We start from the raw sequence: 22188 nt of genomic DNA, 5'->3' as shown, positions 1-22188 counted from the left end.
CGAATCGCCGCGTGGCGCGGGACGCACGCAACGATTCGTTCACCGGCACGCAACGGCTCCTCCTTGTCCCGCCGAGCCCGGCGACCGTACCGTCTATCTGGCCCCCCAAATCCCTCCGTACCGGCGAGGAACACGCATGCGCACAGCCCTGCTCCAGAGCTCCGGCAGCCCCGGCTCCGTCGCCGAGAACCTCAAGGTTCTCGACGAGGCCGCCGGCCGTGCCGCCGCCGCGGGGGCGGGACTGGTCGTGGCGCCGGAGATGTTCCTCACCGGATACGCGATCGGCGACGACATCGCCCGCCTCGCCGAGCCCGCGGACGGCGAGTCCGCGGACGCGGTCGCCGAGATCGCCGCCCGGCACGGCGTGGCGATCGCCTACGGCTACCCCGAAAGCGGGGCGGAGGCGCCTGCGGCCGACGGCGCGGGGAGCGTCTTCAACTCCGCGCAGCTGATCTCCGCCGACGGCACCCGTCTCGCGAACTACCGCAAGACCCACCTCTTCGGCTGCTTCGAGCGGGACCAGTTCGCCCCGGGCGACCAGCCGGTCGTCCAGGCCGAGCTCGGCGGACTGCGCGTCGGCCTCATGATCTGCTACGACGTCGAGTTCCCGGAGAACGTCCGGGCGCACGCGCTGGCCGGCACCGACCTCCTCCTGGTGCCCACCGCGCAGATGCACCCCTTCCAGTTCGTCGCCGAGTCCGTCGTCCCGGTGCGGGCCTTCGAGAACCAGATGTACGTCGCCTACGTCAACCGCACCGGACCGGAGGGCGAGTTCGAGTTCGTCGGCCTCTCCACCCTGGCCGGGCCCGACGGAGTCGCCCGCGCCCGGGCCGGCCGCGGCGAGGAGCTGGTCTTCGCCGACGCCGACCCCGCCTTCCTCGCGGCCTCGCGCGAGGCGAACCCGTATCTGCAGGACCGCCGTCCCGGTCTCTACGGGTCGCTGGTCTGAGCAGCCCGCCGCCCTCCCCCCGAACAGCTTTCCCGCAAGGAGTCCGTACCCCATGACGTCCACGGTGCCCAACGCCGTCCAGCACGCCGATGTGCAGCAGCCGCCGATCACCATGTTCGGCCCGGACTTCCCGTACGCGTACGACGACTTCCTCGCGCATCCCGCGGGGCTCGGCCAGATACCGGCCACCGAGCACGGCACGGAGGTCGCGGTCATCGGCGGCGGGCTGTCCGGCATCGTGGCGGCCTACGAGCTGATGAAGATGGGCCTCAAGCCCGTCGTCTACGAGGCCGACCAGATCGGCGGCCGGCTGCGCACCGTCGGCTTCGACGGCTGCGACCCGTCCCTCACCGCCGAGATGGGCGCGATGCGCTTCCCGCCCTCCTCGACGGCCCTGCAGCACTACATCGACCTGGTGGGCCTGAAGACGCAGGCGTTCCCCAACCCCCTGTCCGAGGCGACCCCGTCGACCGTCGTCGACCTCAAGGGCGAGTCGCACTACGCCGAGACCATCGACGATCTGCCCGAGGTCTACCGCCAGGTCGCGGCGGCCTGGAGCGCCTGTCTGGAAGAGGGCGCCGACTTCAGCGACATGAACCAGGCCATGCGCGAGCGCGACGTCCCGCGCATCCGCGAGATCTGGTCCCAGCTCGTCGAGAAGTTCGACAACCAGACCTTCTACGGTTTCCTCTGCGACTCCGACGCCTTCAAGTCCTTCCGGCACCGCGAGATCTTCGGCCAGGTCGGCTTCGGCACCGGCGGCTGGGACACCGACTTCCCGAACTCGATCCTGGAGATCCTGCGGGTCGTCTACACCGAGGCCGACGACCACCACCGCGGCATCGTCGGCGGCTCCCAGCAGCTGCCGCTGCGCCTGTGGGAGCGCGAGCCGGAGAAGATCGTGCACTGGGCGTACGGCACGTCGCTCTCGACGCTGCACGACGGGACTCCGCGCCCGGCCGTGACCCGGCTGAACCGCACGTCCGGCAACCGGATCACCGTGACGGACGCGAACGGCGACATCCGCACCTTCAAGGCGGCGATCTTCACCGCGCAGTCCTGGCTGCTGCTCTCGAAGATCGCCTGTGACGACGCGCTCTTCCCGATCGACCACTGGACGGCGATGGAGCGGACTCACTACATGGAGTCGAGCAAGCTCTTCGTGCCCGTGGACCGGCCGTTCTGGCTGGACAAGGACGAGCAGACCGGCCGGGACGTCATGTCGATGACTCTCACCGACCGTATGACGCGCGGGACCTACCTCCTGGACGACGGCCCGGACAAGCCCGCCGTCATCTGCCTCTCCTACACCTGGTGCGACGACAGCCTGAAGTGGCTGCCGCTGTCCGCGAACGAGCGGATGGAGGTCATGCTGAAGTCGCTCGGCGAGATCTATCCGAAGGTCGACATCAGGAAGCACATCATCGGCAACCCGGTGACCGTCTCCTGGGAGAACGAGCCCTACTTCATGGGCGCGTTCAAGGCCAACCTGCCCGGCCACTACCGCTACCAGCGGCGCCTGTTCACGCACTTCATGCAGGACGCCCTGCCCGAGGACAAGCGCGGCATCTACCTCGCCGGCGACGACATCTCCTGGACGGCCGGCTGGGCCGAGGGCGCCGTGCAGACCGCGCTGAACGCGGTCTGGGGCGTCATGCACCAGCTGGGCGGGACGACCGACCCGACCAACCCCGGGCCCGGCGACGTCTACGACGAGATCGCACCGGTGGAACTGCCCGAGGACTGATCCGCCGGGGGAGCCGTTCTGCGGCTCCCCCGGGCCGGCTGCCTCTTGAGCGGGCCCCCGGGCCGCTGCCGCGCGGCCTCCCGGCTCAGATCCCCGCTGCCCGCGCCGCCGTGTACACCGCCGCGGCCGCGTCCTTGAGCTCCTCGGCGTCGCGTGTCCCGCCCTGGAGGTCGAGAAGGATCTCGTCGAGGCCGATCTCGGCGTAGGCGGCCAGGTCCGTCACGATCTGCTCGACGTTGCCCTGGAACGGCTGTCGCTTCGCGCCGGTGTGGGCCTGCGCGGTGTACTCCGCGTTGACCCGCAGCACCGTGCGCAGCGGCTCCGTGCGGCCGCGCTCGGCCGCCAGGTCCTGCAACTCCCGCCACTGCGCCGCCACTTGGGCGGCCCCCATGCCGATCGGCAGCCAGCCGTCCGCGTGGTCCACGAGCCGGCGCCGGGCCTTCCTCGAGCTCGCCGCGAGCAGGATCGGGATCGGCCGCGCGGGCTTGGGCCCCACCACCGCCGAGGCGATGTGGGTGACCTTGCCGTCGTAGACCACCGGGTCGGGGCCCCAGACCGCGCGGCACACCTCGATCACCTCGTCCAGGGCCTGGCCGCGCTCGTCGAAGGGCCGGACCGAGGCCGCCGCGTACTCGTCGAGGGACCAGCCGGTGCCGAGGCCCGCGACCACCCGGCCGCCGCTCGCCGCGTCCAGCGTGGCGAGGGACTTGGCGAGCTGGAAGGGGACATGCAGCGGAGCGACGAGCACGCTCGAGCCGAGCGTGGCGCGCTCGGTGGCCGCCGCGGCGAGGGCCAGGGTCACCAGGGGATCGGCGACGCCTCGGTACCGCTCGGGCCAGGGCAGGCCCTCGATTCCGTACAGCCCCTGGGTGGCGGGCTCCGGGAACAGGGCCCGCTCGAACACCCACAGGCTCTCGAAGCCGATCCGCTCGGCCGCGCGTGCCACATCGGGCACGTCCCGTCCGAGGTCGTACTGCCGCATCTGGGGGAGGCCCAGGCCGAGGCGCGTCGCCATGATGTGTCCGCTCCTTCGTTTCCGGATGTGACTACCAATCAACGTCCCGTGCTGGACGGGCAGTTCCGGGCGGTGCGGATGTGGCCGGATCAGTCCGGCAGCGGGGTGAGCAGCATCCGGCCCGCGAGTCCCACCGCGGCGTCGAGACGGTGGCCGAACTCCTCGGCGAGATCCGGGAGTCCGCGCAGCGCCCACAGCGCCCGGGCGGCCGACCAGGTGGCGTCGCGTGCCCGCTCCAGGCTCCACGAGCCGAGCAGATGGGTGAGCGGATCGGCGATCTGGAGCAGATCGGGACCCGGCATCAGATCTTCGCGGATGCGCTCCTCCAGTGAGACGAGGAGGTCGCCCACGCGGTCGAACTCGTCCTCCAGATCGGCCGGTTCGCAGCCGAGCGTACGACAGGCGTCCACGACGGCGAGCGCGAGATCGTGGCCGATGTGCGCGTTGATGCCCGCGAGCGCGAACTGCAGCGGCCGTACACCGGGGTGCCGGCGGAACTGGAACAACGGTCGCCAGCAGGCAGGCGGACACCCCTGCTCGGCCACGCGCAGATAGCGCTGCGCGAACCGTACGTCCAGCGTGACCGCGGCCTCGGGGTCGGCGAAGTGGCCCGCGTCCAGCCGCCGCGCGACCTCCTCCGTGACGGCGAGGTAGACACGGTTGAAGACGGCGATCCCGTCCCGCTCGGGGAGGTCCGCGTCAAGGGCGCGCATCCGGAGGACGACCGTGTCTACGGGGGTGGTGAACTGTTCCAACTGCGCCATGGGGGCAGCGTCCCAGTCCTAGGCTGGCCGCAGTGCCGCCGGGCCGGAGGCTTCCCCAGAACGGGGGAACGGTGCTCGCCGGGGGAGTGGGGGAACTGCCGTGCCAGGTTCGCGCGCCCAGCGCCTGGCCGCCCGCAAGGCCGAGCGCGGGCGGGCCGCCCGACATGGCGCGATGGCCGTCGCGGCCTCGGCCGTGGTGGCGGTCGGCACGGTGACGGGCATGATGTCCGCGCTCGACGACGGGCGTCCCTCCGACGAGGCCGGGCCCAGGGTGACCAGCTCGCCGAGCCTTCAGCCACTGCCCGCCGTCCCGACCCCGTCGCCCCGGGCCGCCTCGGCCTCGCCGTCCCCGTCGAAGTCCTCGGCCCGGCCGAGCCCGAAGTCCGCCGAGAAGAAGCCGGGGACCGCCGTGGCCGCCCCCCTCTACCGCCACCCCGATTCGCAGGTGCTCGACTGGGTGCGGGCCCACCCGGACGACCCCCGGCGGGCGGTCATCGCCTCCCGGATAGCCGACCGCCCGGCCGCGGTCTGGTTCGCGGACTTCTCACCGTCGACCGTCACCGCACGGGTCAGGGCGGTGACGAGCGGCGCGGCGGCCGCGGGCAGGGTGCCGGTCGTCGTGCCGTACAGCATCCCGCTGCGCGACTGCGGGGGCGCCTCGGAGGGCGGGGCGCCGGACCTCGCCGCGTACGACGGCTGGATCGACGCGTTCGCGGCGGGCCTCGGCTCCGGCGAGGTCATCGTGATCCTGGAGCCCGACTCGATCGCCCAGTCCGCGTGTCTGTCCGGGGCCCGGCAGGCGGACCGCTTCGCCTCGCTGGCCCGCGCGGGCCGCGTCCTCAAGGCGGCGAACCCGCGGGCCAGGGTCTACTACGACGCCGGCCACTCGGACTGGAACACGGCCGCCGCGCAGGCTTCGCTGCTCGCCCGCGCCGGCGCCGGCTCGGCCGCCTCCTCCGACGGAATCTTCACCAACGTGTCCAACTTCCACCGTACGAGCGCGGAGATCGCGTACGCCCGGCACGTGCTGTCCGCTCTCGGCGGCCCCGCGAGCCTGGGTGCCGTCATCGACACCAGCCGGAACGGCAACGGCGCCCCGGCCGACGGCGAGTGGTGCGATCCGGACGGCCGGAGGATCGGGCAGGCGCCGACGCCGGTGACCGGCGAGGCGCGGATCGACGCCTACCTGTGGGTGAAGCTGCCGGGCGAGTCCGACGGGTGCAAGGGCACGCCGGGGACCTTCTCGGCCGACTACGCCTACGAGCTGGCGCGCTGACCTGAGCCTTCGCCGGCGCCGCCCTCGTCGTACGTCGACGTCCCCGAGTCGAGCAGTGGCTCCTGTGACTTGAGGTGGGGCGGGGCCATGGCCCGCAGTGCGTGATAGCCGATGATCACGACGAGCGTGCCGAGCGCGATGCCGCTCAGCGAGAAGGTGTCCGTGAACTTCATGGTGACGTTGCCGACGCCGATGATGATGCCCGCGGCGGCCGGCACCAGATTCAGCGGATTGCGCAGGTCCACCCGGGCGTTGAGCCAGATCTGGGCGCCGAGCAGGCCGATCATGCCGTACAGGATGACGGTGATGCCGCCGAGGACGCCGCCGGGGATCGCGGCCACGATCGCGCCGAACTTGGGGCACAGGCCGAACAGCAGCGCGAAGCCGGCGGCGGCCCAGTACGCGGCGGTGGAATAGACGCGGGTAGCGGCCATGACGCCGATGTTCTCGGAGTACGTGGTGTTGGGCGGGCCGCCGACCGCCGTGGAGAGCATCGACGCGACGCCGTCCGCGGAGATGGCGGTGCCGAGCTTGTCGTCGAGCGAGTCGCCGGTCATCTCGCCGACCGCCTTCACATGGCCCGCGTTCTCCGCCACCAGCGCGATGACGACCGGCAGGGCGACCAGGATCGCCGACCACTGGAAGCCCGGGCCGTGGAACGACGGCAGCCCGACCCAGTCCGCCCTGCCGACGCCGGAGAGGTCCAGCCGCCAGTGGTCGGTGAGTTTGCCGCTCGCGTCGGTCGAGTGGATCCGGCCGAACAGCCGGTCGAAGGCCCAGGAGATGCCGTATCCGAAGACCAGGCCGAGGAAGATCGCGATCCGTGACCAGAAACCGCGCAGACACACCACGGCCAAACCGGTGAACGACATGACGAGCAGCGCCGTCCACTGGTCCTGCGGCCAGTAGGTGGACGCGGTCACCGGCGCCAGGTTGAAGCCGATCAGCATGACGACCGCGCCGGTCACGATCGGCGGCATGGCCGCGTGGATGATCCGCGCGCCGAACCGCTGCACGGCCAGCCCCACCAGGAACAGCACGACGGCGACCACGAAGACCGCGCCCGTCACGGTCGCGCTGGTGCCGCCCTGGGCGCGGATCACCGCGGCGACGCCCACGAAGGAGAGCGAGCAGCCGAGGTAGCTGGGGACCCGGCCGCGGGTCGCGAGCAGGAAGATGACCGTCGCGACGCCGGACATCATGATCGCGAGGTTGGGGTCCAGGCCCATCAGGACCGGGGCGACGAAGGACGCGCCGAACATGGCGACCACGTGCTGGGCGCCGAGCCCGGCCGTGCGGGGCCAGGACAGCCGTTCGTCGGGGCGGACAACCGCTCCGGGCGCGGGCGTGCGCCCGTCACCGTGCAGCTTCCAGCGCACGCCGAGGTCCATGGTGTGGTGTCGCTTTCCTAGTGCCTGAAGATCGACGACTTCCTGGCGCTCGAAGATCACCGTCATGCTAATGCGACGCATCCGTGAATCCCTGTCGGAGGCATTGTCACGGGTAGCTGGCAGCCCTACGCTCGCACGGTCCTACTCATGAACTCTGTTCACATATCTGATGGGAGTGCTGGATGAGAGCGAGATCCCGTCTGGGCGTTCTCCTGGCCGCGGTGGCCACGCTCGCGGGCGCGGTGGTCCCCGTCGCCGCGGCGCACGCGGCGCCCAAGGCCCCCGACACCGCCGTCCTGGACGGCGCGCGCCTGCAACAGACGAAACACCGCCTGGACCGCGGGGATCCCCAACTCGCCCGCACCCTGAAGAGCTTGACGGCCCGTGCCGACAACTGGCTGCAGCAGGGCCCCTGGACGGTCGTCGACAAGCCGAAGCCGGCTCCCGGCGGCGACGTCCACGACTACCTCAGCCAGGCCCCCTACTGGTGGCCCTCGCAGCCGAAGACCGCGGACAATCCCTGGGGTTGCCCCTATGTCCAGCGCGACGGCCAGCGCAATCCCGAGGTCGACACCGGCACCGACCGCCAGGACGTGGAGAAGGTGTTCGACTCCACCTACGACCTCTCGCTGGCCTGGTACTACACGGGCAAGAAGCAGTACGCCGAGAAGGCCGCCACCGTCCTGCGCACCTGGTTCCTCGCCCCCGGCACCCGGATGAACCCCAACCTGGACCACGGGCAGTTCATCCCCTGCAAGTACGACGGCCGGGCCATCGGCATCATCGACTTCTCGCAGTCCTACACCAGCGTCCTGGACGCCATCGCGATCCTGAACACCGGTGCTCCCGGCTGGTCGAAGGGCGACCGCACGGCGATGCTCGACTGGAACAGCGACTTCCGGGACTGGCTCAAGGACAGCTCCTTCGGCAAGGAGGAGGGCGCCGCCCAGAACAACCACGGCACCTTCTACGACCTGCTGCTCGCCGGCCTGGCGTACGCGACCGGCGACCGCGACCTGGCGCGGCGGACCGTCCTCGACGCGCGGGCCAAGCGCATCACCCCACAGATCGCCGCGGACGGCAGTCAGCCGCAGGAACTCGCCCGCACCCGCAGCTGGCACTACTCCACCTTCGACCTGGTCGCGTACACCCGGCTCGCGGACATCGGCCGGCACGTCGGCGTGAACCTCTGGTCGTACCGGGGGCCGGACGGGCAGGGCCTGTTCAAGGCGGTCGACTATCTGCTGCCCGCCGCGACGGGGGCCCAGCCGTGGCCGTATCCGGAGCTGGAGTTCTACCGGTTCGCCGCCAGTGACGTGGTGCACGCGGCCGCCGACGCCGGGGACCGGGCCGCCAGGGCCGCGGTGCCCAAGCTCCAGACGCCGCCCGGCGGCGATCTGTGGGCGCTGCGGCCGGCCGCCGAGCAGCTCGACTCGATCGCGGGCTGACCTGCGTCCTCCCCGACAGGGGCTCCTGAGCGGCTGCTTAGGATGGGGTGACCCCACCGTCCCGTCCGGCACCCTCAGGAGCCCCGCCCGTGACCGCCGAAGCACCACCCGCAGCCCCCGCTCTCGCCTACGGCCGGCTCGTCCCCGTCACCGTCCACTTCGACGACCTGGACGCGCTCGGCCTGCTCCACAACGCCCGTTACCCCGTGCTGGTGGAGCGTGCCTGGACCGCGTTGTGGCGCGAGCGCGGCTTCGGCTTCGACGGCGACTGGGAGGCCGCGGGCGACTTCTGCAACGCGGTCAAGGAGCTGCGGATCAGCTACGAGACGCCGGTGAACCGGCCGGGTACGTACGCCGTCCACCTCTGGCTGGAGCGGCTCGGGAACACCGGACTGACGTACGGCTTCCGCTTCTGCTCGGCGGACGGCGCCGTGACCTTCGCGCACGGCACCCGGGTGCTCGTCCGGCTCGACCCCGGGACACTGCGCCCCACCCCGTGGAGCGAGCCGTTCAGGGCCGTGGGCCGGGAACTGACGCGGGCGTCGGACTGACCTTCGGGCGGTTGCGGTCGCCCGCGCGCAGCACCCCCGCGAAGACGGCGAGACCGCCCGCCAGGACCGTGACCAGCCCGAACGACACCATCAGGCTCGTCGCCTGGGCCAGCGTGCCGATCGCGCCCGGCGCCACCAGACCCGAGGTGTACGTGATGGTGGCGACGCCGGCGATGGCCTGGCTCGGGTTCGGACCGCTGCGCCCCGCCGCGGCGAACGCCAGCGGTACGACGACCGCGATGCCCAGTCCCATCAGGGCGAACCCCGCCATCGCCGTCACCGGATTCCCGGCGAACACCACGAGCAGACCGCCGAGCGTGGCGAGAACGCCCCCGACGCGTACGGTGCGGACGGCGCCGAAGCGGTCCACCACCCGGTCGCCCGCGAACCGTGCGATCGCCATGGTGAGCGTGAAGCCGGTCGTGCATGCCGCGGCGAGACCGGCCGACGCGTCCAGCCGGTCGCGCAGATAGACGGCTGACCAGTCCAGGCTCGCGCCCTCCGCGAACACCGCGCAGAACCCGACCGCGCCGATGAGCAGCGCGGACTTCGGCGGCCGCGCGAACCGCGGCGGCGGCTCCTCGTCCTCCGCGGGCTTCAGGTCGAGCACCCACTGGCACGCGACCAGGCCGAGCACGGTCAGCACCGCGGCCGCCAGCGCGTGGTGCAGACGGGCGTCCGCACCCAGGTGGGCGGCGAGCGTGCCGGCCGCCGAGCCGATCAGGGCGCCCGCGCTCCACATGCCGTGCAGCCCGGACATGATCGACTTGTCGAGCCGGTTCTCGACCTCGACGCCCAGCGCGTTCATCGCCACGTCCGACATGCCCGCCGTGGCGCCGTAGGTGAACAGGGCCAGGCACAGCGTGTACAGGTTCGGCGCGAGGGACGGCAGGATCAGGGAGAGGGTCCACAGCGCGAGCAGGCCGCGCAGTGCCGTCCGTGCGCCGAAGGTGTGGGTGATCCGGCCGGCGAGCGGCATCGCCACGGACGCGCCGATCGCCGGGAAGGCGAGCGCGATGCCGAGCTGGCCCGCCCCGATCGAGGCGTGGTCCTGGATCCACGGCACGCGGGTCGCGAACGAGCCGGTGACGGCGCCGTGCACCGCGAACACCGCGGCCACTGCGTACCGCGCTCGCTTCAACTCGCGCCTGCCGCAGACCACTTCGACCACTTCACCCATGGTGCCGTCATCCCTCCCGTCCGTCTTCGCCGCACTGCCGACGTAAACTATCAGGAACCCTGCCTGATAAATAGTGGATTTCAAGGCCTCCGGCGGCCGGACCCCGGCGGCACCGATCTGGAAGGATCCCGGCATGCCTGCATCCCCGAGCACCGCCCGGGCCATCAACGACCGGCTCGCCCTGCGTCTGCTCCAGCAGGAGGGCCCCCTGACGGCAGGTCGGCTCAAGCAGCTCACCGGCCTGTCCCGGCCCTCGGTCGCCGACCTCGTCGAACGTCTGACGGCCGCCGGCCTGATCGCGGTCGTGGGTGAGTCGGGGGAGCAACGGCGCGGCCCGAACGCGCGGTTGTACGGGATCGTCGCCGACCGGGCGCAGCTGGCGGCGCTCGATGTACGCACCGAGGGCGTCACCGTCGTGGTGTCCGACCTCCTCGGCGTCGAACTGGCCCGGGCCTCGGTGCCGATCGCCGACGACGCGGGCACGGGACCGGCCGTCGAGCAGGCGGTCGCGCTGGTCGAGCGCGTCGCCAAGGAAGCGGGGGCGGAGCGGCTGCACACGGTCGGCGTAGGAGCACCCGGCCTCATCGACCCGGCGACCGGCGAACTGCGCGACTCCACCGGACTCCCCGAGTGGCACCGGCGCCTGGTCGCGGCCCTCCAGGAGCGCCTGCCGGCCCGCGTCCTGGTGGAGAACGAGACGAACCTCGCCGCCCTCGCCGAACAGCGCGACGGCGCCGCCCGCGACCGCGACACCTTCGTTCTGCTCTGGCTCGGCCACGGCACCGGCGCCGCCGTCGTCCTCGACGGAGCCCTGCGCCGCGGCGCCTCCGGCGGCACCGGCGAGATCGGCTTCCTCCCGGTCCCGGGCACCGCGACCCTTCCCTCGGCAACGGACTGCGAGGGCGGTTTCCACTCCCTGGCCGGCGCCGCCGCGATCGCGTCACTCGCCGCGGAGTACGGCATCCGGGCCCAGGCGGACCCGTACGAGCCGCAGGCGGCGGCGCTGGTCCGGGCGGCCGTGGCGGCCCCCGGCGCCCCGGGCGCGGCCCGGTTCCTCGACGCGCTCGCGGACCGGCTCGCCATCGGCGCCGCGTCCGTCATCGCCGTACTGGATCCCGGCTGTGTGGTCCTCGGCGGCGAGATCGGACGGGCGGGCGGGGACGCGCTCGCGGCGCGCGTCGAACGGCGGCTGGTCCGGATGTCGCCGCTGCCGACCGAGGTCAGGGCGAGCGAGCTCGGCGGTGGCGCGGTGCTGCGCGGCGCGCTGCTGACCGCTCGCGACGGCGCCCAGGACGATCTGTTCGCCCCGCGAGCGCGGTAGCGCCTCCGGCTTGTTTCGCCGTGGGGCGGGCGGGGCCGCGGCTGGTGAAGGCCCGGCGGCGGGGCAAGGGCCTCCGTCACCGCCGCCGGGCCGGTCGTGGGGGTGAGCTCATCGAGTAGTGATCGCAGACCCTAAGAGGACTAGACCATACAGGTCAATAGGTATGGACCAATAGCAAGCCCAAGGTGCAGTACGGAAGTTGGATCCCGCACGGTGGCGCAGAAGTCCATCGGGGCGCCCTGTGAGCCAGCCCACAGACATTCACCCGCATGGGCCTCGACAGGGCGTGGCACACTGGCCCTGTACCAGAAGCAGCGCACTCCGGGGTCGGTGTAATTCCGAACCGGCGGTTACAGTCCGCGACCCGGCCGCATCCAGTGGCCGGTTGACCAGGTGAAATTCCTGGACCGACGGTGAAAGTCCGGATGGGAGGCAGTGCGCGGCGGGCGGGCATCATGCACGCCGCCGTAGTAGGTCTGTTCCTTGTGGACAGACTTCCGTCCGGCGTCGCCCCTGATGTCGTTGCCCGTTGATTCTGTCGTCATCGACAGGCCCCGGAGTCCGTGCCCCTATGTGGCAGGAGGACCCGGGAAGTGTTCACCGGAATCGTCGAAGAGCTGGGCGAGATCACCGCCGTCGAGAACCTCGGCGACGCCTCCCGCTTCAGGCTCCGCGGACCCGTCGTCACCCAAGGCGCGCAGCACGGCGACTCCATCGCGGTCAACGGCGTCTGTCTGACGGTCGTGGACCACGAGGGCGACGAGTTCACCGCCGACGTCATGGCGGAGACCCTGAACCGCTCCAGCCTCGGTGTCCTGTCCGTCGGCTCCCGCGTCAACCTGGAGCGCCCCACCGCGGTGGGCGCGCGCCTCGGCGGGCACATCGTCCAGGGCCACGTCGACGGCACGGGCGCGGTCATCGAGCGCAAGCCGTCCGAGAACTGGGAGATCGTGAAGATCTCCCTGCCCGCGGACCTGGCCCGCTATGTGGTCGAGAAGGGCTCCATCACGGTCGACGGCATCAGCCTGACCGTGGTCGACGCGGGCCCCGACTTCTTCACCGTCAGTCTCATCCCGACCACCCTCGCGCTGACCACGCTCGGCCTCAAGCAGCCCGGCGACCCGGTCAACCTGGAGGTCGACGTCATCGCCAAGTACGTCGAGCGGCTGCTCGGCGCACGGGCGGAGCAGCCGGCCGAGCTGCCCGGCAGCCAGGGGGCGGCACAGTGAACTGGCTCAACTCCGAGGCCTTCACGCTCTTCGGCCAGCACATCAGGTGGTCCGACATGATCGGCAACACGATCGGTCTGATCGCCCTCGCGCTCGGCTGGCGCCGCTCCATATGGACCTGGCCCGCCCAGTTCCTGTCCGGCGTCATCCTGCTGGCCGCGTTCGCCACGGCCCATCTGTCCGGCAGCGCCGGCAAGCAGCTCGTGGTCATCGTCGTCGCCCTGTGGGGCTGGTGGCAGTGGAACCGCGGCAAGGGGCAGGCGCAGGACGGCTCCATCGCCGTACGGTTCGCCACCTGGCGCGAACGGGCCTGGCTGGCCGGCGGCGCCGCGGTCGGCACCCTCGCGGTCGGCGGCCTGTTCACCGCCTACCCGACCCTCTCCTGGGACCCGTGGCCGGACGCGTACATCTTCGTCGGCACGATCGTCGCCATGTACGCCCAGGCCCGCGGCATGGTCGAGTTCTGGTTCGCCTGGCTGCTGGTCGACCTGGTGGGCGTCCCGCTCAACTTCGCCAACGGCTTCGCCTTCTCCGGTTTCGTCTACGTCCTCTACGGCGCGCTCGTCCTGTGGGGCATGCGCGACTGGTGGCTGCGCTCCCGTCGGAGCTCGCAGCCCGCTCTGGAAGGAGTCCCGGCATGACTACGGCGCCGGTTTGGTACAGCACGGGCCACGACGAAGACGCTTCGGACTTCGCGCTCGACCCGGTCGAGCAGGCCATCGCCGACATCGCGGCCGGCCGCCCGGTCGTGGTCGTCGACGACGAGGACCGGGAGAACGAGGGCGACCTCGTCATCGCCGCCGAGAAGGCGACCCCCGAGATCGTCGCCTTCATGATGAGCGAGTGCCGCGGACTGATCTGCGCGCCCATGGAGGGCGACGAACTGGACCGCCTCCAGCTCCCGCAGATGGTCGACCACAACACCGAGTCGATGAAGACGGCCTTCACGGTCTCCGTCGACGCGAGCGGGGCGCACGGCGTGACCACCGGCATCTCCGCCGCCGACCGCGCCACCACCCTCCAGCTGCTCGCCGACGGCCGGGCCGCAGCCGGCGACTTCGTACGCCCCGGACACGTCTTCCCGCTGCGCGCCAGGCCCGGCGGCGTCCTGGTCCGCAACGGCCACACCGAGGCCGCCGTCGACCTCGCCCGGCTCGCCGGTCTGCGGCCCGCGGGAGCGATCGTCGAGATCGCCGGCGAGGACGGCCACATGCTGCGGCTGCCCGAACTGATCCCGTTCGCCCGCAAGCACGGTCTGACGATCATCTCCATCGAGGACCTGATCACCTACCGCCGGACCGCCGAGCCCACCGTGCGCCGCGAGGCCGAGGTGCAACTGCCCACGGCCTTCGGTGAGTTCACCGCCTTCGGCTACCGCTCCACCGTCGACGGCGTCGAGCACGTCGCCCTGGTGCACGGCGAGATCGGCGACGGCGAGGACGTCCTCGTCCGCATCCACTCTGAGTGCCTCACCGGCGACGTCTTCCACTCGCTGCGCTGCGACTGCGGCCCGCAGCTGGAGACGTCCCTGCGCAGCATCAAGGCCGAGGGCCGCGGAGTCGTGGTCTATCTGCGCGGCCACGAGGGGCGCGGCATCGGCCTGCTCTCCAAGCTGCGCGCGTACGAGCTCCAGGAGCGTGGCCGCGACACCCTCGACGCCAACCTGGAGCTGGGCCTGCCCGCCGACGCCCGGGACTACGCGGCCGGCGCCCAGATCCTGGAGGATCTCGGCGTCCACAGCCTGCGTCTGATGACCAACAACCCCGAGAAGACCGACGCCCTGGTCCGGCACGGGCTCAAGGTCACCCGCCGGGAGCCGATGCCCGTACAGGCGGGCGAGCACAACCTCCGCTACCTGCGCACCAAGCGGGACCGGATGGGGCACGACCTGCCCTGGCTGGACACGCCCCCCGTGTCCACCTGCGGCAACCAGTAAGAGCACGAAGCAAGCACTGAGGAGAGACGTGAGCGGCAAGGGTGCACCTGAACTGTCCGTACGCAACTGCGGCGACCTGCGCGTCGCGGTCATCGCGGCACAGTGGCACGAAAAGGTGATGGACGGCCTCGTCGACGGCGCGCTGCGCGCCCTGCACGAGCTGGGGATCGACGAGCCGACCCTGCTGCGGGTTCCCGGCAGCTTCGAGCTCCCGGTCGTCGCGAAGGTCCTCGCGGGCCGCGGCTACGACGCGATCGTCGCGCTCGGCGTCGTGATCCGCGGCGGGACCCCGCACTTCGAGTACGTGTGCCAGGGCGTGACCCAGGGACTCACCCAGGTCTCCATCGACACCGGCGTCCCCATCGGCTTCGGCGTGCTGACCTGCGACACCGAGGAACAGGCCCTCGACCGCGCGGGCATCGAGGGCTCCAGGGAGGACAAGGGGCACGAGGCCGTGACCGCCGCCGTGGCGACCGCGGCCACACTGCGCTCAGTATCCGAACCCTGGCGCTGAGGCACCGGCCCGTACGCGTAGGGTGGGCGGCATCATGTCCAAGAAGACTTTCGAGGAGCTCTTCACCGAGCTCCAGCACAAGGCCGCAAGTGGCGACCCCGCCACCTCCCGCACCGCGGAACTGGTAGGCAAGGGGGTCCATGCCATCGGCAAGAAGGTCGTCGAAGAGGCCGCCGAGGTCTGGATGGCCGCCGAGTACGAGGGCAAGGAAGCCGCTGCCGAGGAGATCTCGCAGCTGCTCTACCACGTCCAGGTGATGATGGTCGCCCGCGGCATCAGCCTCGACGACGTCTACGCCCACCTCTGAGCCGTACCTCCCCCTCCCGCACCGTACGAACGAACGAAGGAAGCCGACCTCATGCTGCGCATCGCCGTCCCCAACAAGGGTTCCCTGTCAGGCCCTGCGGCGGAGATGCTGCATGAGGCCGGCTACCAGCAGCGCCGGGAGTCCAAGGAGCTGCGCATCGTCGACCCGGTCAACGAGGTCGAGTTCTTCTACCTCCGCCCCCGCGACATCGCGATCTACGTCTCCTCCGGCCGGCTCGACATCGGCATCACGGGCCGCGACCTGCTCATCGACTCCGGGGCCAACGCGGAGGAGATCCTCCCGCTCGGCTTCGCCCGCTCCACCTTCCGCTTCGCCACCAAGCCCGGCACGGCCAAGAGCATCGAGGACCTGGCCGGCATGACCGTGGCCACCTCGTACGAGGGCATCGTCGACAAGCACCTCGCCGACCAGGGCATCGACGCCTCCGTCGTGCACCTCGACGGCGCGGTCGAGACCGCCATCGAGCTCGGCGTCGCCGAGGTCATCGCGGACGTCGTCGAGACCGGCACCTCGCTGCGCAACGCGGGCCTCGAGGTCTTCGGCGACCCGATCATGAAGTCCGAGGCGGTCGTCATCCGCCGGGTCGACGCCGAGCCCGACGACAGCGCCGAGTCGAAGGTGCAGCAGTTCCTGCGCCGTCTGCAGGGCGTCCTGGTCGCCCGGACGTACGTGATGATGGACTACGACTGCCGCGCCGAACACCTGGAGCAGGCCGTCGCGCTCACTCCGGGCCTGGAGTCGCCGACCATCTCGCCCCTGCACAACGAGGGCTGGGTCGCCGTCCGCGCCATGGTTCCCGCCAAGGACGCCCAGCGGATCATGGACGACCTGTACGCCCTCGGCGCGCGGGCCATCCTGACCACGGCGATCCACGCCTGCCGCCTCTGACCGGGAAGCGGAACGCGATCATGTCGGACCTCCCTGTTCTTCCCGTCACTTTCCGGCCGTCCCGCACCCGGGCCGTCCTGCTGGTGGCGGGCGCCTCGATCTTCGTGGTGATCACCACGGTCGCCATGCTTCTGGAGCAACTCGGCCCGGGGGAGCGCGCCAGCTTCGTCTTCACCGGAGCGCTGCTCTTCGGCGTGCTCGCGCTGCTCGCCCGGCCCAAGGTCGTCGCCGACGAGTCCGGGGTCACCGTCGTCAACATCGCCAGCAGCCGGCACCTGGACTGGGCGGAGATCCTCCAGGTCAACCTGCGCCCGGGCGACCCCTGGGTGTTCCTGAACCTCAGCGACGGCACCAGCCTGGCCGCCCTGGGCATCCAGCCGGGCATTGCCAAGCAGCGTGCGATCGACGACGCCCGTACGCTGCGCGCCCTCGCGGAGTCCCGCTCGTTCCACGACCCCGAGCAGCGTCAGGGGTAGCTCCGAGAGCGGTCTCACAGACATTCAGGGCTGTCTCAGGGGATTCTCCACTGACGTACAGGGCCGTGTCTTGATTAATCTGGTGACGGAGGCGTTTTCGTTGCGCCTCCGCCCCTGTGGCGCCACCCGGTGCTCAGGGGCTCCTGCTAGCCGAGGAGTGACTCCCTCCAGCGATGGACGGATCGTCCTGTAGTACCTGCGCCGCCCCCTCCCGACCCATCGAGGCGGCGGCATCATGACCATCCCTCTGCTGCTCCTCGGGGCGGCGTTCCTGCTGATTCTCGCCAACGGCTTCTTCGTCGCGGCCGAGTTCGGCCTCATCACGGTCGAGCGCCCCGACGCCGAGAAGGCCGCGGCCGACGGCGACCGACGGGCCCGTACGGTCGTGAACTCGCTGAAGGAGCTGTCCTTCCAGCTCTCCGGCACCCAGCTCGGCATCACCATCACCTCGCTCGTCGTCGGCATGCTCGCCGAACCGGCGCTCGCCGAGCTGCTGCACGGCCCCTTCACCGCGATCGGCGTCCCCGAAGGCGCCGTCTCCGGTGTCGCGGTCGTCGTCGGCATGCTGCTCGCCTCGGCCGTCCAGATGGTCATCGGCGAGCTCGTGCCCAAGAACTGGGCGGTGTCGCGGCCGCTGCAGGTCGCACGTTTCGTCGCCGGCCCGCAGCACGTCTTCTCCCGGCTGTTCCGCCCGGTGATCGCCGCGCTGAACACGGTTGCCAACCGGCTGGTCCGCGCCCTGGGCGTCGAGCCCACCGATGAGCTGGCCTCCGCCCGCACCCCCGGCGAACTCGTCTCCCTGGCCCGGCACTCGGCTCAGGCCGGCGCGCTGGAGCAGGACACCGCCGACCTCTTCGTACGCACCTTGTCGCTCGGCGAGCTGACCGCGCAGCACGTCATGACCCCGCGGGTGAAGGTCAGCGCGCTGCAGTCGACGGCCACCGCCGAGGACGTCGTCAACCTCACCCGCGCCACCGGGCTGTCCCGCTTCCCCGTCTACCGGGAGCGGATCGACGAAATCGTCGGCATGGTCCACCTCAAGGACGCCCTCGCGGTGCCCTCGCACGACCGGCTGCGCACCCCCGTCGGCCGGATCGCCCAGGCTCCGCTGCTCGTCCCGGAGACCCTGCCCGTCCAGCCGCTCCTGGAGCAGCTGCGCAGCCAGCAGCCGATCGCCGTCGTCGTCGACGAGTACGGCGGTACGGCGGGCGTGGTCACCCTGGAGGACATCGTCGAGGAACTCGTCGGCGAGGTCCGCGACGAGCACGACGACGTACTCAACGAACCGCCCGAGCTCGCGGCGGCGCCGCCCGAGGACGGACGGCCCGCCTGGGACGCCGACGGCAGTTGCCGCGTCGACATCCTCCTGCGCATAGGCCTCGACGTGCCCGAGGGCCCGTACGAGACCGTGGCCGGACTCGTCGCCGACCTGCTCGGCCGGATCCCGGCACCCGGCGACAAGGCGGAGCTGCCCGGCTGGCGACTGTCGGTGCGCCAGGTGGGGCACTACCGCGCCGAGCGCGTCCGGCTGGTCAGGACCGCGGACGTTCCCGCTGCCGCGGAGGCGGTCCGATGACGCTCGTCCAACTCCTCTTCACCGCCCTGCTCGTCCTCGCCAACGGCTTCTTCGTCGGCGCCGAGTTCGCCCTCGTCTCCGTGCGGCGCAGCCAGATCGAGCCGCTCGACTCCGCCCGTGCCAGGCAGGTGCTGTACGGCCTGGAGCGGCTCCCGCAGATGATGGCGGCCGCCCAGTTCGGCATCACCGTCTGTTCGTTGACCCTCGGCGCGGTCGCCGAACCGACCGTCGCCCACCTCCTGGAGCCGGTCTTCGAAGCGGTCCGGCTGCCGCAGGGCATGATCCACCCCCTCGGATACGTGATCGCGCTGGCCTTCGTGGTCTTCCTGCACCTCGTCATCGGCGAGATGGTGCCGAAGAACCTGGCGATGGCGGCGCCCGAGAAGACCGCCCTCTGGCTGAGCCCGGGCCTGGTCGCCTTCGCGCGTCTGTGCCGGCCGGTCACGGTCGGCCTGGGCGCCTGCGCGCGGCTGATCCTCAAGCTCTTCCGCGTCGAGCCCAAGGACGAGGTCGAGGCGGTCTTCACCAGCGAGCAGCTCAACCGGCTGGTCGAGGACTCCGGCCAGGCCGGCCTCCTGGAACCGGCGGAACAGGAGCGGCTGGAGGACGCGCTGGAGCTGGGCTCCCGCCCGGTCACGGACGTGCTCCTCGACTCCGCCTCCCTGGTCACGGTCGGCGCCTCGGTCACCCCGGGCCAGGTCGTCGCCCTCACCGCCCGCACCGGCTACTCCCGCTTCCCCGTGGTCGCGGAGAACGGCGCCTTCATGGGCTATCTGCACGTCAAGGACGTACTCGACGTGGAGGAGTCCGAACGGGCGGTGCCGCAACAGGTCTGGCGCCACATGACCACCCTGCGGGCCGAACTCCCGCTGGACGACGCCCTGACCGTGATGCGCCGCGCCGCGACCCACCTCGCCCAGGTCGCCGACGCGTCCGGCAAGGTACTCGGCCTGGTCGCCCTGGAGGACGTCCTGGAGCTCCTGGTCGGCGAGGTCCGCGACCCGGCCCATCGCGACGCGACCCAGCCCCCAAGGGTCTCGGAGCCCCGCATCAGCGAGGCCTCCGAGCCCGAGGAGGCGCTGGCGAGCTGAGCAGTCCTTCCCTGGCCGGGCTGAGCACTCCTCACTCCGGCCGGGGGAGATCTTTCAGCCCGTCAGGGTGTCTCTTCAAGCCCGGCCGGGGACCTCTTCACTCCGGCCGGGGAGAGATTTTTCAGCCGCCCGGCGATTGAGGACGAGGCCGGTCAGGCCGATACGGGGGTCGGGGGCGGAGCCCCTAGGTACGGAACGGGGCAGAGGCGAACGGTTCCGGAGACCGGACGACGTTCACACGCCCGAAGGGCCCCGCGGCCCCCGCCCCGACAACACCTCCCCGTACGCCTGCATCAGATCGGGCAGCCGCAGCGTCGCCAGATCGTCCCGCGACGGCGTACCGGGATATCCCGTGAGCCGCAGATCCCGGTACGCGCAGCTCTTCTCGTACAGGGTGCGCAGAAAACGCCCGTTGCCCAGTTCGTCGATCCACCCCTGGTCGACGACATGACCACTGATGGAGCGCAGCTCGTCGACCGCTTCCTCGTCCCAGACGTCACCGTTCTCGGCGGCCAGCACCTCGCCTATGGCGGTCAGTTCGAGCGGTCGGTACGACGGGAAGTCGACGCGGGTCGTGAAGCGGGAGGAGAGCCCCGGGTTGGCGGCGAGCAGCCGGTCCATGCCCTCCGGATAGCCCGCGAGGATCACGACCAGGTGATCACGATTGTCCTCGGCCCGCTTCAGCAGCACCTGAAGCGCTTCGTCGCCGTACGCGTCGCCCTTGCCGTAGCCGGAGTTGGACAGCGAGTACGCCTCGTCCACGAACAGGACGCCGCCTATCGCGGAGTCGATCAGCTCATTGGCCTTGACCGCCGTCTGGCCCAGATACTCGCCCACCAGGTCGGCACGCTGGGCCTCCACCAGATGGTCGCCGCCGAGCAGCCCGAGGGCGTAGAACACCCGGCCCAGGATGCGGGCCACGGTCGTCTTGCCGGTGCCCGAGGGGCCGGAGAAGACGAAATGGCGTTTCGGCGGCTGCACGGGCAGGCCCTGTCCGGCCCGCAGCCGCGACATGTTCAACTGCGCCGACAGCGCTTTGACCTGGCGCTTGACGGGTTCGAGCCCGACCATCCCCTCCAGCTCCGAGAGCGCCTCCTCAAGGAGCGCGGGGTCGGTCGGGCCGGCCGGCGGCGGTTGCACCGGCACCACGGCCTTCTCCCGTACCGAGTCCGTCTCGGGCGGCAGCGCGCCGGGCGGCGGCAGTTCGGGGTTCGAGAGCCTCAGATCCCGTCCCTCGCCGCCGAAGAGGGCGTCCACGCCGTCCGGCCCCTCCATGACGTCCTGGCCGACCCCGGCGAGGGTGATCGCCGCGAGGTCGGCGGCCTCGTCGTACCCGTCGCCCTCGGAGATCGCGGCCAGCCGGGCGGAGGTGTCCATGAATGCCGGATCCACCCGGTGCACCGCCCGGTACAGCGGCAGGGCCGCCGCGGACCGTCCCGTGCCCTCGTGCGCCCGCGCCAGCCAGTAGCGCAGCTCCTTGCGCTGCGGCTGCTCGCTGCGGCAGCGCATGAGCGCGGACGACAGCAGCGGTTCGGCGTGCCCGAACATCTCCAGCCGTACCCGGGCCATGCCGCCGAAGAGTCCGGCCTCGATGCCCAGCATGGGATCGTCGATCAGTGGATCCGTGTGCCGGACCAACTGCTCCCAGTCCTTGACCAGATAGGCACGGCAGGCGTGCAGGAAACGCACCTGCGGTTCGGTGTCCACCGGCGGCAGGCCTGCCAACGCCCGGTCCAGTTCCGGGACATGGCGCCCGTCCAGCCAGTGCGAGGCGTGTGCGAGCAGCAGATCGCGTGGACTTTCCAGCACCGGCTGCACCCACCAGCCCAGCCAGTACCACGAGTTGAGCGTGCGCCGATGCCGGGTGCGCTGTTCGCCGAAGCGGTCCCGGTGCCGGAACATACGCAGCAGCGCGGTGGTCGTGTCCACGCGCAGCGCGTGCAGTCCGAGCCAGCCGTCGGCCATCCCGGGATCCATGCGGACCGCGGCTCGGAACTCCTCCTCCGCCTGCGGATAGGCGCCCATCGTGTAGGCATCCACACCTCGCAGCCAGGCGAGGTCGGCCGGGGCCTCGGGGCCCTGCGTGCCGAAGTCCATCACGTCCCCCACAAACCGTGCCCCCGATGGGTATGCCGTCGGGCCGGTGCCCGTCGGCAGCCTTCGTCGAACCGCCGTGCAGCGGACGGGAGTTGTACCGGTGCGCAGAGCAGCCGTCCGAAGGTCGCACCGAGAGGCATCGTACCTGCGGAGGAGGGTCGGACCGTAGGGTGCCGTGCACCCCGTTCCACGAGGTGGGAGCAGACGGGGCGCACTCGGAATCGGTTACCCAGGGTGAGCGGACGACGGCTCAAAGCGTCCAGAATGTGTGCTCAGGACAGAACGAAGCCCCCGATCACGGGGGAACAACCGGGGGCTTCGCGTCTCTGGGCGGCTCCGAAGGGCCGCACATTCAGAACGTAAGACCTGTACGGCCCCTCGGTCAAGCCGAGTTGGGACACTGAGGCAACT

Annotated in this window: 20 protein-coding genes and 1 riboswitch; of the genes, 15 read left to right on the top strand and 5 right to left on the bottom strand. The window is 71.2% G+C overall.

What is annotated here, in order from left to right:
- Positions 1-136: 136 nt before the first annotated feature.
- Positions 137-949 carry a carbon-nitrogen hydrolase family protein gene (locus tag ACFWM2_RS36560; RefSeq protein WP_383289333.1) on the top strand — a complete coding sequence of 271 codons (813 nt, stop codon included), beginning with the start codon at positions 137-139 and terminating at the stop codon, positions 947-949.
- A gap of 52 nt (positions 950-1001) precedes the next feature.
- The gene (locus ACFWM2_RS36555; protein ID WP_383289330.1) at positions 1002-2696 is read left to right on the top strand and encodes a flavin monoamine oxidase family protein; all 1695 of its coding nucleotides are present in this window, start codon (positions 1002-1004) and stop codon (positions 2694-2696) included.
- Positions 2697-2781: 85 nt separating this feature from the next.
- On the opposite strand, the gene ACFWM2_RS36550 is transcribed toward ACFWM2_RS36555, so the two are convergent.
- Both ACFWM2_RS36550 and ACFWM2_RS36545 read right to left on the bottom strand, forming a co-directional pair.
- Complete coding sequence (locus ACFWM2_RS36550; protein ID WP_383289327.1) at positions 2782-3711, bottom strand: LLM class F420-dependent oxidoreductase; 930 nt, start codon at positions 3709-3711, stop codon at positions 2782-2784.
- 89 nt (positions 3712-3800) lie between these two features.
- Positions 3801-4475, bottom strand: a complete 675-nt coding sequence (locus tag ACFWM2_RS36545) for a DUF5995 family protein (RefSeq protein WP_383289324.1) — start codon at positions 4473-4475, stop codon at positions 3801-3803.
- Between the two features lie 172 nt (positions 4476-4647).
- On the opposite strand from ACFWM2_RS36545, the gene ACFWM2_RS36540 reads away from it, so the two are divergent.
- Entirely contained in the window at positions 4648-5751 is a 1104-nt protein-coding gene (locus ACFWM2_RS36540; protein ID WP_383289432.1) for a glycoside hydrolase family 6 protein, read from the top strand.
- On the opposite strand, the gene ACFWM2_RS36535 is transcribed toward ACFWM2_RS36540, so the two are convergent.
- Positions 5733-7142: a uracil-xanthine permease family protein gene (locus ACFWM2_RS36535; protein WP_383289429.1), complete on the bottom strand. Its 1410-nt coding sequence runs from the start codon at positions 7140-7142 to the stop codon at positions 5733-5735. The two genes, ACFWM2_RS36540 and ACFWM2_RS36535, sit on opposite strands and share 19 nt — an antisense overlap.
- A gap of 182 nt (positions 7143-7324) precedes the next feature.
- Between ACFWM2_RS36535 and ACFWM2_RS36530 the strand changes: the two genes are divergently transcribed.
- Together ACFWM2_RS36530 and ACFWM2_RS36525 are read left to right on the top strand one after the other, a co-directional pair.
- Positions 7325-8590, top strand: coding sequence for an alginate lyase family protein (locus ACFWM2_RS36530; RefSeq protein WP_383289321.1), 1266 nt, complete (start codon positions 7325-7327; stop codon positions 8588-8590).
- An 89-nt stretch (positions 8591-8679) separates the two neighbouring features.
- Positions 8680-9141, top strand: a complete 462-nt coding sequence (locus ACFWM2_RS36525) for an acyl-CoA thioesterase (RefSeq protein WP_383289318.1) — start codon at positions 8680-8682, stop codon at positions 9139-9141.
- On the opposite strand, the gene ACFWM2_RS36520 is transcribed toward ACFWM2_RS36525, so the two are convergent.
- Positions 9101-10321: an MFS transporter gene (locus ACFWM2_RS36520; RefSeq protein WP_383289426.1), complete on the bottom strand. Its 1221-nt coding sequence runs from the start codon at positions 10319-10321 to the stop codon at positions 9101-9103. The genes ACFWM2_RS36525 and ACFWM2_RS36520 overlap by 41 nt on opposite strands.
- A 133-nt stretch (positions 10322-10454) precedes the next feature.
- Between ACFWM2_RS36520 and ACFWM2_RS36515 the strand changes: the two genes are divergently transcribed.
- The 10 genes from ACFWM2_RS36515 to ACFWM2_RS36470 all read left to right on the top strand — a co-directional run bounded on the left by ACFWM2_RS36515 (position 10455) and on the right by ACFWM2_RS36470 (position 19680).
- Complete coding sequence (locus ACFWM2_RS36515; RefSeq protein WP_383289315.1) at positions 10455-11642, top strand: ROK family transcriptional regulator; 1188 nt, start codon at positions 10455-10457, stop codon at positions 11640-11642.
- A gap of 312 nt (positions 11643-11954) precedes the next feature.
- A riboswitch (FMN riboswitch) is annotated at positions 11955-12085 on the top strand.
- Between the two features lie 150 nt (positions 12086-12235).
- Entirely contained in the window at positions 12236-12871 is a 636-nt protein-coding gene (locus tag ACFWM2_RS36510) for a riboflavin synthase (RefSeq protein ID WP_383289312.1), read from the top strand.
- Positions 12868-13512 (top strand): nicotinamide riboside transporter PnuC, encoded by a 645-nt coding sequence (locus tag ACFWM2_RS36505; protein WP_383289309.1) that lies wholly within the window; start codon positions 12868-12870, stop codon positions 13510-13512. Before ACFWM2_RS36510 ends, ACFWM2_RS36505 begins: the two co-directional genes overlap by 4 nt.
- Positions 13509-14807 (top strand): bifunctional 3,4-dihydroxy-2-butanone-4-phosphate synthase/GTP cyclohydrolase II, encoded by a 1299-nt coding sequence (locus ACFWM2_RS36500; RefSeq protein WP_383289306.1) that lies wholly within the window; start codon positions 13509-13511, stop codon positions 14805-14807. The genes ACFWM2_RS36505 and ACFWM2_RS36500 overlap by 4 nt, the downstream gene beginning before the upstream one ends.
- Positions 14808-14835: 28 nt before the next feature.
- A complete protein-coding gene (ribH, locus tag ACFWM2_RS36495; RefSeq protein ID WP_266697647.1) occupies positions 14836-15321 on the top strand; it encodes a 6,7-dimethyl-8-ribityllumazine synthase in 486 nt (161 codons plus the stop codon).
- Positions 15322-15355: 34 nt separating this feature from the next.
- Positions 15356-15628, top strand: a complete 273-nt coding sequence (locus tag ACFWM2_RS36490) for a phosphoribosyl-ATP diphosphatase (protein ID WP_119106228.1) — start codon at positions 15356-15358, stop codon at positions 15626-15628.
- Positions 15629-15679: 51 nt separating this feature from the next.
- Positions 15680-16537, top strand: coding sequence for an ATP phosphoribosyltransferase (gene hisG / locus ACFWM2_RS36485; RefSeq protein ID WP_383289303.1), 858 nt, complete (start codon positions 15680-15682; stop codon positions 16535-16537).
- A gap of 20 nt (positions 16538-16557) precedes the next feature.
- Complete coding sequence (locus tag ACFWM2_RS36480; protein WP_383289300.1) at positions 16558-17013, top strand: PH domain-containing protein; 456 nt, start codon at positions 16558-16560, stop codon at positions 17011-17013.
- A 235-nt stretch (positions 17014-17248) separates the two neighbouring features.
- Positions 17249-18589 (top strand): hemolysin family protein, encoded by a 1341-nt coding sequence (locus tag ACFWM2_RS36475; RefSeq protein ID WP_383289297.1) that lies wholly within the window; start codon positions 17249-17251, stop codon positions 18587-18589.
- A complete protein-coding gene (locus tag ACFWM2_RS36470) occupies positions 18586-19680 on the top strand; it encodes a hemolysin family protein (protein WP_383289294.1) in 1095 nt (364 codons plus the stop codon). Before ACFWM2_RS36475 ends, ACFWM2_RS36470 begins: the two co-directional genes overlap by 4 nt.
- Before the next feature lie 234 nt (positions 19681-19914).
- On the opposite strand, the gene ACFWM2_RS36465 is transcribed toward ACFWM2_RS36470, so the two are convergent.
- Positions 19915-21777: an AAA family ATPase gene (locus ACFWM2_RS36465; RefSeq protein WP_383289291.1), complete on the bottom strand. Its 1863-nt coding sequence runs from the start codon at positions 21775-21777 to the stop codon at positions 19915-19917.
- Between the last annotated feature and the right edge of the window lie 411 nt (positions 21778-22188).

This window comes from Streptomyces sp. NPDC058371 (assembly GCF_042723265.1).
In the GTDB taxonomy this organism is placed as follows: domain Bacteria; phylum Actinomycetota; class Actinomycetes; order Streptomycetales; family Streptomycetaceae; genus Streptomyces.
The sequence above is the reverse complement of the archived record's forward strand: the minus strand, read 5'-3'. Positions and strand labels throughout refer to the sequence as shown.

What these genes read in the sequence shown, in the direction of transcription:
- ACFWM2_RS36560 (WP_383289333.1), top strand. Translation starts at nt 137, where the DNA reads ATGCGCACAGCCCTGCTCCAGAGCTCCGGCAGCCCCGGCTCCGTCGCC.
- ACFWM2_RS36555 (WP_383289330.1), top strand. Translation starts at nt 1,002, where the DNA reads ATGACGTCCACGGTGCCCAACGCCGTCCAGCACGCCGATGTGCAGCAG.
- ACFWM2_RS36550 (WP_383289327.1), bottom strand. Translation starts at nt 3,711, where the DNA reads ATGGCGACGCGCCTCGGCCTGGGCCTCCCCCAGATGCGGCAGTACGAC.
- ACFWM2_RS36545 (WP_383289324.1), bottom strand. Translation starts at nt 4,475, where the DNA reads ATGGCGCAGTTGGAACAGTTCACCACCCCCGTAGACACGGTCGTCCTC.
- ACFWM2_RS36540 (WP_383289432.1), top strand. Translation starts at nt 4,648, where the DNA reads ATGGCCGTCGCGGCCTCGGCCGTGGTGGCGGTCGGCACGGTGACGGGC.
- ACFWM2_RS36535 (WP_383289429.1), bottom strand. Translation starts at nt 7,142, where the DNA reads ATGGACCTCGGCGTGCGCTGGAAGCTGCACGGTGACGGGCGCACGCCC.
- ACFWM2_RS36530 (WP_383289321.1), top strand. Translation starts at nt 7,325, where the DNA reads ATGAGAGCGAGATCCCGTCTGGGCGTTCTCCTGGCCGCGGTGGCCACG.
- ACFWM2_RS36520 (WP_383289426.1), bottom strand. Translation starts at nt 10,321, where the DNA reads ATGGGTGAAGTGGTCGAAGTGGTCTGCGGCAGGCGCGAGTTGAAGCGA.
- ACFWM2_RS36515 (WP_383289315.1), top strand. Translation starts at nt 10,455, where the DNA reads ATGCCTGCATCCCCGAGCACCGCCCGGGCCATCAACGACCGGCTCGCC.
- ACFWM2_RS36500 (WP_383289306.1), top strand. Translation starts at nt 13,509, where the DNA reads ATGACTACGGCGCCGGTTTGGTACAGCACGGGCCACGACGAAGACGCT.
- ACFWM2_RS36490 (WP_119106228.1), top strand. Translation starts at nt 15,356, where the DNA reads ATGTCCAAGAAGACTTTCGAGGAGCTCTTCACCGAGCTCCAGCACAAG.
- hisG (WP_383289303.1), top strand. Translation starts at nt 15,680, where the DNA reads ATGCTGCGCATCGCCGTCCCCAACAAGGGTTCCCTGTCAGGCCCTGCG.
- ACFWM2_RS36480 (WP_383289300.1), top strand. Translation starts at nt 16,558, where the DNA reads ATGTCGGACCTCCCTGTTCTTCCCGTCACTTTCCGGCCGTCCCGCACC.
- ACFWM2_RS36475 (WP_383289297.1), top strand. Translation starts at nt 17,249, where the DNA reads ATGACCATCCCTCTGCTGCTCCTCGGGGCGGCGTTCCTGCTGATTCTC.
- ACFWM2_RS36470 (WP_383289294.1), top strand. Translation starts at nt 18,586, where the DNA reads ATGACGCTCGTCCAACTCCTCTTCACCGCCCTGCTCGTCCTCGCCAAC.
- ACFWM2_RS36465 (WP_383289291.1), bottom strand. Translation starts at nt 21,777, where the DNA reads ATGGACTTCGGCACGCAGGGCCCCGAGGCCCCGGCCGACCTCGCCTGG.